The organism is Pseudoalteromonas sp. MTN2-4, from assembly GCF_042848605.1.
Lineage (GTDB): Bacteria > Pseudomonadota > Gammaproteobacteria > Enterobacterales > Alteromonadaceae > Pseudoalteromonas.
Map to the genome: position 1 here is coordinate 607,835 of NZ_BTGK01000002.1, position 15,151 is coordinate 622,985.

A 15,151-nucleotide genomic window follows, 5' to 3' on the forward strand; every position below is an offset into this window, starting at 1 on the left:
CCGAAATTTTTAAGAGCTAATTGCAATTCGCTGAATTAAATGATCGATTTAGATGATTGGTATAAATAAATGGAGTAAACCATGTTGAGGTTAAGTGTTATCGCACTGCTTACAGTTTTGACACTAGGCTGCAGTCAAGAAAATGAAAAGTCTGAACAGATAGAGGTCATACGACCAGTAAAACTATTCGAAGTGAAAGATCCTACAGCGCACAATATTCGCAGCTTCCCAGCCGAAGTCGTGGCTAACCAAGGCTCTTACCTAGCTTTTCGTGTCAGTGGGGAACTAATAGAGTTCCCTGTTCGCGCTGGGCAAACTATTAATAAAAGCGACCTACTCGCTAAATTAGATCCAGAAGATTTTCAATTACAGTATGAACAACGTAAAGCACAATTCGAACTTGCTAGTGCTCAACTCAAACGTGTGGATTCATTATTTAAACGTTCTATTGCAACCAAAGCTGAGTTTGATCAGGCACTGGCTAACAAACAAGTCTCTGAGTCTGCATTTAAAATCGCTAAAACCAATTTAGAAAATAGCGAGCTTCGCGCGCCTTTCTCAGGAACGGTTGCTAAAGTCTTTGTTAAGAACTTCGAAAATATCGTTGCCAAGCAAAATATTCTGCGGCTCGAAAGTAGAGATAGGATGGATGTGGTTATTTACGTGCCTGAACGTTTAGTTGCCAGAGTTAAAAAGGATTTAGATTATCTCCCATCTGTGACCTTTGATGGTTATCCAGACAAAGCGTATGACCTATCAATCAAAGAATGGGACACACAGGCTGATCCTGCCACTCTAAGCTATAAGGTGGTTTTCTCGCTACCCATTCCTAAAGACTTTAATTTATTTGAAGGGATGACGGGTCAGGTTTCGATAGACCTTTCAAAAATCACCGAGCATCACAGCAATGCAATCACTGTCCCTGCCTCTGCGGTTTTCTCTTCAGATACAGAGCAGTTAGAAAATAACGCCTATGTTTGGGTTTATAATCCAGAAATACAGAGTTTGTCTAAGCGTAAAGTCTCGGTTGGCAATATCTATCAAGATCAAATTGATGTACTGGAAGGCCTTAACGTTGGCGAACAAGTTGTATCGGCTGGTGTATACCATCTGTCTGAAGGTCTAAAGGTAAAACCTTGGATTAAAGAGCGAGGTTTATAATGAGCCTAGCTAAATGGTCAATTGATAACAAAGTCATCAGTTGGATGTTTGCGCTATTGCTTTTAATAGCAGGTGCAGCCTCCTACTTAGATTTAGGGCAGCTCGAAGACCCTGAGTTTACGATCAAAAAAGCCATGGTCATCACCTATTATCCAGGTGCGTCTCCTGAACAAGTAGAAGAAGAAGTCACCTTTGTCATAGAAAATGCCATTCAGCAATTGCCTTATGTCGATACTATTTCTTCAATTTCTTCTGCAGGAAAGTCACAGATAACTGTTGAAATGAAAAGCACTTATAGAAAGCAGCATTTACAACAGATCTGGGATGAGCTAAGAAGAAAAGTAAACGACCTGTCAGGACGTTTTCCTAAAGGTGTTTCTACACCAAATATAATTGATGACTTTGCCGACGTGTATGGCGTGTTATATGCGATAACAGGTGATGGCTACTCTTATAGTGAATTAAAAGATTATGTTGATTACTTAAAGCGTGAACTCGTTCTTGTTGATGGGGTCAGTAAAGTCAATGTCTCAGGTACTCAGCAATCTCAGGTTATTGTTGAAATATCGACACAAAAATTATCACAACTAGGCATTCCGCCAGCTCAAATTTTTTCACTGTTACAATCTCAAAATCATGTTTCGAATGCGGGTAAAATACGAGTTGGCGATGAGTCAATCCGTTTTCACCCAACTGGTGAATTCCATGATGTGTCTGAGTTAGAAAGCTTATTAATTTCGAGCCCTGGCGCCAATGAACTTATCTATTTAAGAGACGTCGCGACAGTCAAAAGAGAGTTTGCTGAAATCCCTACTCATTTAACTAAATACAATGAGCAGCAGGCACTATTATTAGGAATTTCATTTAATTCCAGAGTGAATGTTGTTGATGTTGGTAAAGCAATCGATAAACACCTGGCTGACCTAGAATATCAGCGTCCACATGGTATGGAAATTTCTTCTATTTATAATCAACCAAGCGAAGTAGAAAAGTCGGTTAACGGTTTTATTGTTAGTTTAGTTGAAGCCGTCGCGATTGTGATTGTGGTGTTACTGGTATTTATGGGCGTGAAGAGTGGCATTCTGATCGGTGGTGTACTCCTTCTTACGGTACTTGGTACATTTATATTTATGAAATTGTACGCCATAGATTTACAAAGAATTTCTTTAGGTGCGCTTATCATTGCATTAGGGATGCTGGTTGATAATGCCATAGTCGTCACTGAAGGTATTTTAATCAATCTAAAACGCGGACAAACCAAAGTTCAAGCCGCTGTAAATATTGTCGCTCAAACTAAATGGCCGCTTCTTGGTGCAACTATCATAGGGATCACAGCATTTGCGCCTATTGGTTTAAGTAGCGATGCCAGTGGTGAGTTTGCAGGCTCTTTATTCTGGGTATTACTCATTTCATTGATGTTGAGTTGGGTTACTGCTATTACATTAACGCCATTTTTTGCTGACCTTATGTTCAAAGAAACAAAAAATAGTGATGAAAAAGCTTCAGATCCTTATCAAGGTGTTATTTTTACTGTCTATAAAGCCCTGTTAAGTACCGCGCTTAAATACCGTGTTTCAACCATTTTATTCATGGTTGCACTACTCGTTTCTTCTGTCATCGGCTTTGGTAAAGTAAAACAGTCGTTCTTCCCAGCTTCAAATACACCCATGTTTTATGTCGACTATTGGCATTATCAAGGTGCTGATATTCGCAGTACCGCAGAAAACATAGCTAAGATAGAGGCTTTCTTGTTAAATGACGAACTCGTTGAGGATGTTACAACAACAGTTGGTCAAGGGGCACCAAGGTTTATGCTTACCTATGAGCCAGAAAAACAATACAACGCCTATGGACAACTTATCGTCAGAGTGAAGGACCGTGACTCCGTTGTGGTTATGATTGAAAAGTTAAGATCGTTTGAAATGAATATGCCGATTGATGGCAAAATAAAAGTGAAGCGTATGGAAATTGGTCCATCTACGAGTGCAAAAATTGAGGCTCGTTTCTCAGGTGGAGATCCAGTTGTACTTAGACAGCTCGCAGAAAAAGCTAAACACGTTCTACAACAAGATAAAGGGGCATTTAACATTCGTGATAATTGGCGTCAGCGAACTAAGATGATCCGCCCTCAATTTAATGAACAAAAAGCCAGAAGACTAGGTATTAGTAAGACTGATATTGACGACTTACTGCTTACCTCTGTAACAGGTAAAACGGTCGGTTTATACCGAGAAGGCACAGAGCTACTACCAATTATTGCGCGCTCTCCAGTTGATGAACGTAATCAGGTAAATAACTTATCAGATTTACAAATATATAGCCCTATCCTCAATGTCTTTGTACCAATAACAACGGTTGTTGATGATTTTGAAGTAACTTGGGAAGATCCTCTGATCATGCGTAAAGATAGAAAGCGTACTATCACAGTTATGGCTGATCACGATGTCATAGGCGACGAAACACCAGCAAAACTATTTGCACGCGTGAGAAGTGATATTGAAGCGATACCACTCCCTAAAGGCTATCACTTAGATTGGGGTGGTGAATTTGAGGCCTCAAGTAAAGCGCAAAAAGCAATTTTTGGTTCATTACCCTTAGGTTACTTGGTCATGTTTATCATTACTGTTTGCCTGTTTAACTCTGTAAGACAACCGCTTGTGATATGGTCAACCGTGCCTTTAGCCATTATTGGTGTTACTGCCGGGTTAGTCGTGTTTCAAGCACCATTTAGCTTTATGGCTCTATTAGGCTTATTAAGCCTATCAGGCATGCTTATTAAAAATGGCATTGTATTAGTCGACCAAATAAATTTGGAGTTAAGTGAAGGTAAATCACCTTATCAAGCTGTTTTTGATTCGGGTGTGAGTCGTGTTCGACCTGTTTCGATGGCTGCTATCACCACTATCTTAGGCATGATCCCATTGCTATTTGATGTGTTTTTCAAATCAATGGCTGTGACTATCATGTTTGGGTTAGGCTTTGCCACAATCCTCACTCTGATTGTTTTACCAGTGATTTACTGTTTGTTTTACTCGATTAAACAAAAATAAAAAAATGGCCTTAATTGGCCATTTTTTCTGCATGTAATTACTTATGTATTTGCATGCTTTAATAATTCAGAGCTAGTTAATTTAAATCTAGCTAACTTAAAACTATTTTTATTTACGATTCAAAGACAAGGTGCCTTTTTTTCGTTCCGCAGGCTTTCTTGAATTCTTCTTAGGCTGCTGCTCACGCCTTTTAGATTTTGCATCGGTATAACGCGTCACAGCTTTTTTATCTGATGGCTTTTTGATTTTTTTATTGCTATCTACTGAACCTTCTTCTGTTTTAGCTGATCCTTCAATGGCTTTGTTTATTTCAGCCATTTCTTGCTCAGTTAAATGTCGCCATTGTCCAGATCTTAATCCATTCAAGTTAACATTCATAATTCGTACGCGTTTGAGCGCTGTTACCTCGTAACCAAGGTATTCGCACATTCGACGGATCTGTCTGTTTAAACCCTGAGTGAGGATAATGGTAAAAGTCTTATCGCCGGTCTGTTTCACGAAGCATTTTTTGGTTACCGTATCTAAGATTGGCAAACCACCTGCCATTCTTTCGACAAAACGTTTATTGATGCTTCTATCAACTGTAACCACATATTCTTTTTCGTGGTTATTGCCGGCACGTAGAATTTTGTTAACGATGTCACCTTCATTTGTGAGAAATATTAATCCCTCAGAAGGTCTGTCGAGTCGACCAATTGGAAATATACGCTCGGGGTAATCTATTGCACTGACAATATTACTTTTTATTTTTTTCTCAGTCGTACAGGTTACGCCAACTGGTTTATTGTAAGCAATGTAAACACGTTTAGGCTTTGCTTTAAGTGGCTTACCATCAATCAGGATTGTATCTTCGTCAGATACTTTCACACCCATTTCCGGTAGATTACCGTTAACCTTAATACGTCCAGCATCAATAAGCTTGTCAGCTTCTCTTCTAGAACAAAAACCTGTTTCACTAATGTATTTATTTAAACGTGTTGTAGCAGTCAAAAGACAATCCCAAAAATTCAATTGGCAGTATTTTAAAGGATTAGTATTTAATTTTCTCTAATTTTTCTGCCAAACCTTAGGAATTAAGTGGAGTTGATATTCAGATTGTTTATTTAGGTGCAAACTTTTAGATTTATAGTCAATTTGCCCCCAATTAGGATTACTTTTCATCCATTGATAATTTTGCACATTGTCTTTCGTAATAATACCCATAGGTATTACTAATTTTTTGTGTTCAGCCCAATAAGGGTGTTTGTTGTGATGATCAAATAAACTAACAAGCGCCCATGCCCCCATCATAAAATGCCCTCCGACGCTTGCTTGTACTTCACCTGAAGCTATTTTTTCTAGGCTTATTGATAACCAGTCAAACCCACCAAACACGATATTCTGACTTTCAGTGCAGGCTTGTTTGCATGCTTTCATTGCGCCAATAGCCATAAGATCTGAAGCAGCCCAAACAATATTTATATCTTGATGTCTTTTAAGTAGTTTTAGCGTTTGTTTAGTTGAGAGAGATTCGGACCAAGACGCATGAACTTCTTGTGCCACTTTCACACCTTTAGAAGAAAAGAAGTCAACGGCGCCTTTTGCACGCATATCTGACTCAGAGCCATAATGACCATTAATAAGTACAGCTTTTAGACTTTTATTGTTATTGCTTGAATTATAGAGAGATTCCGCCAGATCATACCCAGCTCGATAATTATCGTGGTAGACTTCACCTAGCCAAGATTTAAAATTTTCTCCAGGGCTTGCTATTTGTTGCTTTTCTTCCCCAGATATCGTCTCTTCTAAAGTAATTGAAGGCACTTTATACTTTTCAAGTAACTTTAGTGTTTCTAACGCTGCACCTGGATAAAGTATCAAAATGATGTAATCAGGCTTTTTTTGATACTCAAGATATTTCTTTAACTCTTGATACTGAATATGACGATTGCCTTCACCATAAATCACATCTAGTTCAAAGCCCAACTGAAAAGCAGCATGTTGACTAATAGTCTGTACCTTGCGCCAAAAAGGGTCATCAACCACTGAGGGATTTACAAACAAAACGGTTTGCTTTGCCGCAGAATTAAAAGCTAGTATAAACAGAAATAAGAAGAGCAACCTTAATTGAAACCGCATTTAAATTTTTCTTCCCATACCAAACCTAGAATGCTTTGTCTTTGTACATATCTGCCCACAAGATGGCTGATGCGTGAAATTCAGGTAGGCATTCATCACTGATGTTTAAATATTGACACGCTTTTTGTAATTTCCACCAGCTCCCTGATTCATACGCTTTAACGATATTTAAGACATAGTAATGAAAGTTTGCTTCACCTAACAAGGCTTTTTGAAGCTCTTCAGGAAAAGGCAATTTATCGACAACTTTTTCCATTGGCCTATCTAAAATTGCATCAAGTAATGAAAATAGACCAACTAAGAAACATGCTGATCCTGAATTTGGTTGAACCTTACTGCCTATTAGTTCACAAAATCGAGCGCGAACAATACTCATTCTAGTTAGCTCTGTTGGTTTGCCTTTGGCAACATGCGCTGTCATGATCAAGCCCACAAACTTTTTAGTACGTTCGTACCCTAAATAGACCAAAGCTTGCTTAATAGACTCAATTTTACTTTTTATAGGAAATACACCTGAATTAATTAATCGCAACAATTTATAAGCTAACGCAGTATCTTGGGAGAATAATTGCGCAATTTTAGTCACATTGAGATTGGGTTTTAAAACTTCAGTATAAATGAGCATGACTATGGTGTAGTTGAATTCAATATCATTCTCTTCAATAACACGGGGTTTTGCAAAAAAATAACCTTGAAAAAAATGAAACCCCATTTTTTTTGCTATTTCATACTCTTCTTCAGTTTCTATCTTTTCAGCTAAGAGTTTAATATTTTTTTGCTGTTTTAATTCATCAATAATAGGACCAAGTGTATCAAGCGGACTTTGCATCACATCGAATTTTATTAGACGAACTAATTTCAAAAATGGTTTCCACCCCTCTTCATATACAAAGTCGTCTAATGCTAGTTTATAGTTCTGATGAAACAAACTCCTAACGCGTTCATAGTTTTCTTTCGTAGGTTGAATAGTTTCTAACAGTTCTAGGATAACATCATTAGCAGGGAGAAATGTTGCAAGCTCTTGCTTTAAAGATTCAGGACCAATATTAATAAGAGCCTTCTTACCGGATGTAAGATACCGCGTACCAAGATTTAACTGATTATCAAGAATAAGTTTTGCAGTTGCTTTATCTTCAGCAATGTTGGGAAAACTGTTGCTCGAGCCATCTCTAAAAAGTAGCTCATAGGCAACAACTTGCTTTTTCCTATTAAAAATAGCTTGTCTTGCTACAAAAACTTTCAAGCATAAGCTCCTTTTCCCAAATACATCTTTTCAATATGCAACGTTTAATATAATAGCATTATAGTAAGACAAAAAAACCAAACTAAATAACTAAAAATAAAGTCATTAATTTAAAATTATAGCAAAAGATAAATAGGAATACGGCTGAAATAAGCATAGTTACTCATTTCAGCCAAATAAGTGAAGATTAATTATACAGTTTTATGATGTATTCATGCGCTAAACCCTGCCACTCGAAGCGGGCAGACTTAGCGTTCCTCGAAATAACATTGTATTGTGATTCATTGGTGCTGAGTAATGACAAAGCTTGTTCAAATGATTCGATTAAATTTTCTACTTGTTGAACTAATGACTCACCATTAAAGACAAAGCCTGTTTCGTTATGCGAAACTGTATCTTTTAACCCACCGACACCATGCACTAAACATGGCTGTCCATCACGCATAGCAAGCATTTGGCTTATGCCACAAGGCTCAAATGAACTCGGCATTAAGAATAACTTGCCTAATGGATATAGTGTATCTCCAAGCTTTTGATCATAGCCATTTAAAAATAAAACATTGTCTCTTCTTGCCATGACCTGCATAAATTGCGATTCAATATATGGGTCGCCACTTCCAAGAATAACTATGTTGCTATTAAACTTATCAGCAACTAGAGCTAAATCATCAAGTACAATACCATTTGCAGATTTTTGCATTAGCAATAGCACTTTTTGATCCGTTATACGGCCCACACTAGAAACAATTGGTTTCTCTTTCTCAGCTTTCCATTTAGAAATTCTTTGGTGAGCAATATAGTGTTTAGTTTCGATAAGGTGAGACTTGGACATCCATTTAAATATGCATTTTTCCGCTTCTTTTAGGTACTGTTTATAAGAGAGTTTATCCTTATCTGCTTTATTGTAATTACATCCATTTAGAATACCAAACAGCCTACCTTGACTCGCAGCCAAACGCATATCATGTTCTAGTCCTTCACCACCAAAAAAGCCTTCATCTGGCCGACTCGTTTCTTGTACCTCAAAGCTGTAAGTAGGTGAAACAACATGGATCACATCACATAAGTTAAGACCACTACGCATCGGGTTATAACAGTGAGGATATTGATGATCACAAATTTGATGACCATCATAATTTAATGTTGGAAACCAAGCTTCTAAGCTTGATTCATCATGATTAAAAGGTCTTATACCTTGAAGAGCTAAATTGTGTACCGTGTATACAAGTTTCAACGTTTTCAAATACACAAAGCGTGGGCTAAACTTAGCAAGCACAGACACACCTGCTGCATGCCAATCATGTAAGTGAATAACATCAAAGTTATCAATTACCCTATGTTCTATAATTTCACAAATTGCAGCACTAAAAAAAGCAAATTTCGTTGCATCAGAGGCAAACGGCCTGTTTGCACCATCATCACAATATATCTTCCCACCATTGTCTGAAAACAAGGAATGTGAAATGACATATTGATTTACACCTTCACTTGATTCAACTAACCACAAACTCGCTGTCTCTAAATGTTGCCTGAAAGGCACTGCTATGTCTGCGATAAAGTGTCGAGTTAATTGCTCTTGACCATAATCTGGTACCACAACCGATACCGTTAAGCCATGTTCGCTTAAAGCGTAAGGGATGTCACGGATAACATCCGCAACCCCCCCAACTTTACAATTAGGCAATCGGTCATTTTCAGCACCGACCATTAAAATATGCATACCTTGCCTTTTAAACTACTGAAAGCTCTTGTTTTTCTTCATTTACTTGTTGACGTTGATTATACGCAGCAAGCATATCTCTCGTCACCAACACAATGCCTTTTTTAGACACTCTGAAGCCATTCTCTTCGTCTACTTTTGAATCATAGCCAATCACTATGCCTTCTGGAAGTTCACAACTACGGTCGATGATGGCATTTCTAACTTTACAGTTTCTGCCAATTTTAACACCGGGCAGGATCACTGAGCCTTCAATAGTACAGTAAGAATGAACATGGACATTTGAAAAAAGTAATGATTTACGCACAACAGAGCCAGATATAATACAACCACCAGAAACCGTTGAATCTACAGCCATACCACGTCTTTCCTCGTCATCAAAAATGAACTTGGCCGGAGGTAGCTGTTCTTGATAAGTCCAAATTGGCCAGCTCGGGTCGTATAAATCTAATTGTGGCTCTGGAGAAACGAGCTCCATATTTGCTTCCCAAAATGAGTCAATTGTGCCTACATCACGCCAGTAAGCTTGACCTTTTTGTGTTGGCTCTCTGAAAGGAAATGCAAACACGTTATGTTCTTCGATGATGGCAGGAATAATATCGTGACCAAAATCGCGACCGGAACCCTCTCGTTCTGCGTCTTTTTTCAACTGCTCGAATAGGAATTCAGTATTAAATACGTAGTTGCCCATTGATGCTAGACAAGTCCCTTCTTTTCCAGGAATAGAAGAAGGTTCGGCTGGCTTTTCGTCAAAACGTCTGACTCGATTATTGTCATCAACCGTCATAACACCAAACGTATTAGCAGCTTCTTCACAAGGCACTTCAATACAACATACTGTCATATCTGCACCGGTTTCAACGTGCTTTGCTAGTAATGCGCCGTAGTCCATACGATAAACATGATCGCCTGATAAAATCATGACATATTTTGGCAATTCATGGCGAATAATGTCCATGTTTTGGAATACCGCATCCGCTGTTCCACAATACCATTCATCACCATAACGCTGAGATGCCGGTAAGATCTCAACAGATTCACCCAGTTCCTTTTTAAAATGTCCCCATGCTCGATTAACGTGGCGAATTAGTGAGTGAGATTTGTACTGTGTAGCAATGCCGACACGTCTGATTCCTGAATTTATACAATTTGAAAGCGGAAAATCGATGATCCTATGTTTACCGCCAAAGTACACAGCAGGCTTTGCACGCCAGTTAGTTAATTCATGTAAACGAGAGCCTCGACCACCAGCCAAAATTAGGGCATAGGTCTCTCTGGTTAAATTACTAATATAACGATTTTCATAACTAGGCATGTTGCTTCTCCATTTGTTCCTTGTCTGTAATCTGTGTTGTATCTGGCGCTATTTGCCAGATCTCTTCACTATATTGTGAAATAGTTCTGTCACTTGAAAATTTGCCACTGGCCGCAGTATTAAGAATACTCATTTGAGTCCAATGGTCTTTATCTTGATACGCTTTGGCCGCATTACTTTGCGCCTGACAATAACTGTCAAAGTCATAAGCGGTTAACCAAGGGTCGCTTGGGCATTTAACAGCATTAATAATGTCGTCGAAGATGTTTGGTTCGAATAAATTAAAGTGACCACTTTCAAGTAATTTAAATACCGCGCTCAAGCTTTCGCTGTTGTGAATGACTTTCTGAGGGTCATAGTGTGACCTAATAGTGTTGGTTTCTTCTGCTTTTGCACCAAATAAAAAGAAATTATCTGCACCAACATTTTCTAAGATTTCGATGTTAGCACCATCGAGAGTCCCGATTGTAATGGCACCATTCATCATAAACTTCATATTGCCTGTGCCCGATGCCTCTTTACCTGCGGTTGAGATCTGCTCTGATAGATCGGTCGCAGGGCAAATCGTTTCCATCGAAGTAACATTGTAGTTAGGAAGAAATGCGACTCTTAAGTAAGGTTTAGCCCTTTCATCTTTATTAATGACTTCAGCAACATTGTTGATCAATTTAATAATTTGCTTAGCCATGTAATACCCGGGCGCAGCTTTACCACCAATCAATACACAACGCGGTGTCAGATTTTCTGTTTTGCCCTTACAAATCTGAATGTACAAATGAATAACATGAAGGATGTTCAATAATTGACGTTTATATTCATGTATGCGCTTCACTTGCACGTCAAACATCATATTTGAATCAAACTCAACACCACATTGTGATTTAACTAAAACAACAAGTTTGTCTTTGTTCGCTTTCTTAACATCAAACCATTTGGCTTGAAACTGCTTATCATCATAGTAGCGACGCAAGTCTTTAATCCTACTGAAGTCAGCAATCCACCCATTGCCGATATAGTCACTTATTAATGATTTAAGCTCAGGATTGCAATGCGCAAGCCATCTACGTGGGGTTACCCCATTGGTTTTGTTATTAAATTTCTCAGGCCAAAGCTGATAGAAGGTGTTGAAAAGACCACTTTTCAATAACTCAGTGTGAAGTGCAGCAACACCATTAACAGAAAAACTGCCCACGATTGCCAAATAAGCCATACGAATTTGTGGCACATCCCCTTCTTCAATTAAAGAAAGCTCCCTTTGTTTTGTAACATCGCCTGGCCAATGAATGGCAACCTGCGCTAAGAAACGGGCATTAATTTCATAAATAATTTCTAATAAGCGAGGTAAAAGCTTTTCAAATAATGGAACTGACCAACGCTCTAATGCTTCAGGTAACAAGGTATGATTCGTGTATGCCATGGTACTTGAGGTGATTTGCCACGCTTTATCCCACTCGATTTCATAATCATCAATCAGCAAACGCATAAGCTCTGCGACAGCAATACTTGGATGTGTATCGTTTAACTGAAATACATGAAATTTAGCAAAATCATCAAAGTTTTCACCATGCTCTACCACCCAATCATATAGAATGTCTTGTAAACTCGAACTGGTTAAAAAGTACTGTTGGCGAAGCCTTAACTCTTTACCGTTTTCGCTACTGTCATTGGGATAAAGCACCATTGAAATTTGCTCTGCTAAGTTTTTTTGCGCTACAGCATCAGAATAGCTACCTTCATTGAATTCTCTTAAATTGAACTCATCTGTTGCTTCAGCTTTCCAAAGCCTCAGTGTATTTACTATGTCATTTTTATAGCCAGGAATTGGTACATCATAAGGCACAGCAAGTACATCCTGAGTATTCACCCACGCTCTATGTGTTCTTCCATGCTTATCGACATACGACTCAACATGACCAAAGAACTTAACTCGCTTTGACTGTTCAGGCGCACTCAGCTCCCAAGGGTGTCCCTCTCGTAACCAGTTGTCTGGATGCTCGACTTGATAACCGTTTTCAATAGATTGATTGAACATGCCATATTCATAACGAATACCATACCCAACAACCGGAAGCGCTAGACTGGCACAACTATCTAAGAAACACGCTGCAAGTCGTCCTAAGCCACCATTGCCAAGACCGGCATCATGCTCAGCACTACTTACACACTCCAACTCTGCACTATATTGCTCAAGCGCTGTTTTTACATCTTGCTCTAAATCAAGATTCAAAATAGCGTTACCAAGCGCTCGCCCCATTAAAAACTCAAGTGAAATGTATGCCGCTTTTCTAGTAGGCTGCTTGTTTCTCTGCTCATTGGTTTTTCTACATTTAGCTACCAGCCTATCTCGAATAGTTAATGCTAGTGCATGATATAAATAGAGCCTTGATTCGACATTTTTATCTCGCCCTAAGGTATAATAAAAATGTCGATTTAAATCTTCACTGACATCGGCTAACAAGGTGTCGACCTTGACTGTATCAGGCACTTGTCCATTTGAATTTTTATGACTCATTATCATTTCCTTCAAAATTAGTAGAAAAAACCCAGCTTGATTGAGCTGAAATATCTAAAACTTGATCTATTTGATTTATTTTTACCGTGGGCTCAGAGGTGATATGTAAATGCCACTTTTCAGTAACCTTAGGGAGACTGACATTGACTACTGCCTCTCCTGCATTGAAGAGTAACAACAGTGAAACTTTATTGTTGTTATCATCCAAACGACACATTAAAAATTGCGAAGTTGAGTCATGCCATTTAACGGTATCCATAGGCTGAGATTGTTCATCAAGCCAGTGCACAGAAAAGTCGCTGTCTTCTTGATGTACAAAAAAAGGATGCATGAAAATAGCAAAACAATTCCTTATCTCTACAAGTCTAGCAATAAAGTTTCTCAAATCGTGGTTGTTTTGCTCTTCCCAATTTAACCAACTTATGTCGTTATCTTGGCAATAGGCGTTGTTATTACCTTTTTGAGAATGGCAAAGCTCTGTGCCTGCGGCAATCATAGGCACACCACAAGACATGAACAGCGTGATAAGTGCATTTTTTTGCTGTTTTAGTCTGAGAGAATTAACGTTAACATCTTGGGTTTTACCCTCAATACCGCAGTTGAAACTGTGATTGTCATTGTGACCATCTTGGTTGTTTTCACCATTTGCAAGATTGTTTTTATGTTCATAACTCACCCAATCATTGAGTGTAAAACCGTCATGGCTGGTGATAAAATTGATTGAATTTAAGGGACCTCGCAAGTTGTGTTCAAATAAGTCGTTTGAACCATGGATCCGTTTAGCCAATTCAGGAAGGACATGTTGCTTGGCTTGCCAGAACTGACGAACAATATCTCTGTATTTATCGTTCCACTCACGCCATGGAGCTGGAAATGCACCTAGCTGATAGCCTCCAGGGCCAATATCCCAAGGCTCAGCGATGAGTTTACATTTACTTATAATCGGGTCTTGATGGATTGCTTGAAAGAAGGCGTGACCTTTATTGAACCCTTTGCTGCCTCTACCGAGAATACTGGCGAGATCAAACCTAAAACCATCAACCCCGTAATATTCAACCCAATATCGTAGGCTATCTAATATGAGTTTTAGCGTGTATGGGTCATCTATATTGACTGTGTTGCCACACCCTGTATCGTTAATGTAATCACAGTTGTCAGCTAACAATCGATAGTAACCAGAATTATTGAGCCCCTTAAAAGACAATGTTGGCCCTTCAAGCCCAGCTTCAGCGGTATGATTAAAGACAACATCAATGATAACTTCTATACCAGCTTTATGAAGTAGTCCAACCATTTGCTGAAATTCATCAATGTTTCCATCAACAAGGTATTCTTTATGTGGGGTAAAAAAGTTAAGCGTATTGTAGCCCCAATAATTCTGTAAGCCTTTGGCTGTTAAAAACTGTTCACTGATAAAGCTATGAACAGGCAATAACTCGATTGCATTAATACCCATAGACTTTAAATGATGAATGAAGTGTTCATGTGCAAGGCCAAGAAATTTACCTCTCAGGGCTTCGGGGATTTTGTTATTTAATTTCGTCGCGCCTTTTACATGACACTCATAAATAACAGTCTCACTCCATGGAACATTTGGCCTTTCTCCTTGATATTTTTGAAGTAAAGCTAATTTCGACTTCGTCATATCAAAAGCATTATCAGCATCATTGAAATGCCCAACAGGTAAATGACAAAAGTGCCTTTCGCTCCAATAAAAATGGCCGTGAAGGTCTTTTGCGTAGGGGTCTAGCAATAATTTATGTTCATTATGTAACTGACCTGAACTCAAATCATAATTACCAGAAGCCCGGAAGCCATAAATACAGCCTTCTTGTATGCCTTCAACACTTACTGACCAGACTCCCCCTTCATGTAAATGCATAGCCAAACGCTCTGTTTCAGCATAGCCACTGATATCGAATAAACAGAGTGAAACATATGTAGCTTGTGGAGCATACACTGCAAAATTCACTGAATTATTTGACTGTGAAGCGCCTAAGGGTGAGCTATTACCTTTACCAGAAATCAGCAT

Annotated in this window: 9 protein-coding genes; 2 read left to right on the top strand and 7 right to left on the bottom strand. The window is 38.7% G+C overall.

Going from position 1 to position 15,151, the window contains the following annotated elements; genetic code table 11:
* Positions 1-81 precede the first annotated feature (81 nt).
* Positions 82-1,161, top strand: coding sequence for an efflux RND transporter periplasmic adaptor subunit (locus tag ACGHEH_RS07645; protein ID WP_390443584.1), 1,080 nt, complete (start codon positions 82-84; stop codon positions 1,159-1,161).
* Positions 1,161-4,211 carry an efflux RND transporter permease subunit gene (locus tag ACGHEH_RS07650; protein WP_390443586.1) on the top strand — a complete coding sequence of 1,017 codons (3,051 nt, stop codon included), beginning with the start codon at positions 1,161-1,163 and terminating at the stop codon, positions 4,209-4,211. The genes ACGHEH_RS07645 and ACGHEH_RS07650 overlap by 1 nt, the downstream gene beginning before the upstream one ends.
* Positions 4,212-4,319: 108 nt before the next feature.
* Here ACGHEH_RS07650 and rluF read toward each other — a convergent pair whose 3' ends face one another.
* From rluF to glgX, 7 genes are all read right to left on the bottom strand, one after another.
* On the bottom strand, positions 4,320-5,201 hold the full coding sequence (rluF, locus tag ACGHEH_RS07655) for a 23S rRNA pseudouridine(2604) synthase RluF (RefSeq protein WP_390443589.1): 882 nt from the start codon (positions 5,199-5,201) through the stop codon (positions 4,320-4,322).
* Between the two features lie 57 nt (positions 5,202-5,258).
* Positions 5,259-6,254 (bottom strand): ABC transporter substrate-binding protein, encoded by a 996-nt coding sequence (locus ACGHEH_RS07660; RefSeq protein WP_390443591.1) that lies wholly within the window; start codon positions 6,252-6,254, stop codon positions 5,259-5,261.
* Between the two features lie 100 nt (positions 6,255-6,354).
* A complete protein-coding gene (locus ACGHEH_RS07665; protein ID WP_390443593.1) occupies positions 6,355-7,572 on the bottom strand; it encodes an EAL and HDOD domain-containing protein in 1,218 nt (405 codons plus the stop codon).
* A gap of 187 nt (positions 7,573-7,759) precedes the next feature.
* Positions 7,760-9,292 (bottom strand): glycogen synthase, encoded by a 1,533-nt coding sequence (locus ACGHEH_RS07670; RefSeq protein ID WP_390443596.1) that lies wholly within the window; start codon positions 9,290-9,292, stop codon positions 7,760-7,762.
* 10 nt (positions 9,293-9,302) lie between these two features.
* Positions 9,303-10,607, bottom strand: a complete 1,305-nt coding sequence (gene glgC, locus ACGHEH_RS07675; protein ID WP_390443599.1) for a glucose-1-phosphate adenylyltransferase — start codon at positions 10,605-10,607, stop codon at positions 9,303-9,305.
* Positions 10,600-13,119 carry a glycogen/starch/alpha-glucan phosphorylase gene (locus ACGHEH_RS07680; protein ID WP_390443603.1) on the bottom strand — a complete coding sequence of 840 codons (2,520 nt, stop codon included), beginning with the start codon at positions 13,117-13,119 and terminating at the stop codon, positions 10,600-10,602. The genes glgC and ACGHEH_RS07680 overlap by 8 nt, the downstream gene beginning before the upstream one ends.
* The gene (gene glgX, locus ACGHEH_RS07685) at positions 13,109-15,151 is read right to left on the bottom strand and encodes a glycogen debranching protein GlgX (protein ID WP_390443606.1); all 2,043 of its coding nucleotides are present in this window, start codon (positions 15,149-15,151) and stop codon (positions 13,109-13,111) included. Before glgX ends, ACGHEH_RS07680 begins: the two co-directional genes overlap by 11 nt.

Coding starts and splice junctions, on each gene's coding strand:
- glgX (WP_390443606.1), bottom strand. CDS start 15,151: ATGCTGATTTCTGGTAAAGGTAATAGCTCACCCTTAGGCGCTTCACAG.
- ACGHEH_RS07645 (WP_390443584.1), top strand. CDS start 82: ATGTTGAGGTTAAGTGTTATCGCACTGCTTACAGTTTTGACACTAGGC.
- glgC (WP_390443599.1), bottom strand. CDS start 10,607: ATGCCTAGTTATGAAAATCGTTATATTAGTAATTTAACCAGAGAGACC.
- ACGHEH_RS07670 (WP_390443596.1), bottom strand. CDS start 9,292: ATGCATATTTTAATGGTCGGTGCTGAAAATGACCGATTGCCTAATTGT.
- ACGHEH_RS07650 (WP_390443586.1), top strand. CDS start 1,161: ATGAGCCTAGCTAAATGGTCAATTGATAACAAAGTCATCAGTTGGATG.
- ACGHEH_RS07680 (WP_390443603.1), bottom strand. CDS start 13,119: ATGAGTCATAAAAATTCAAATGGACAAGTGCCTGATACAGTCAAGGTC.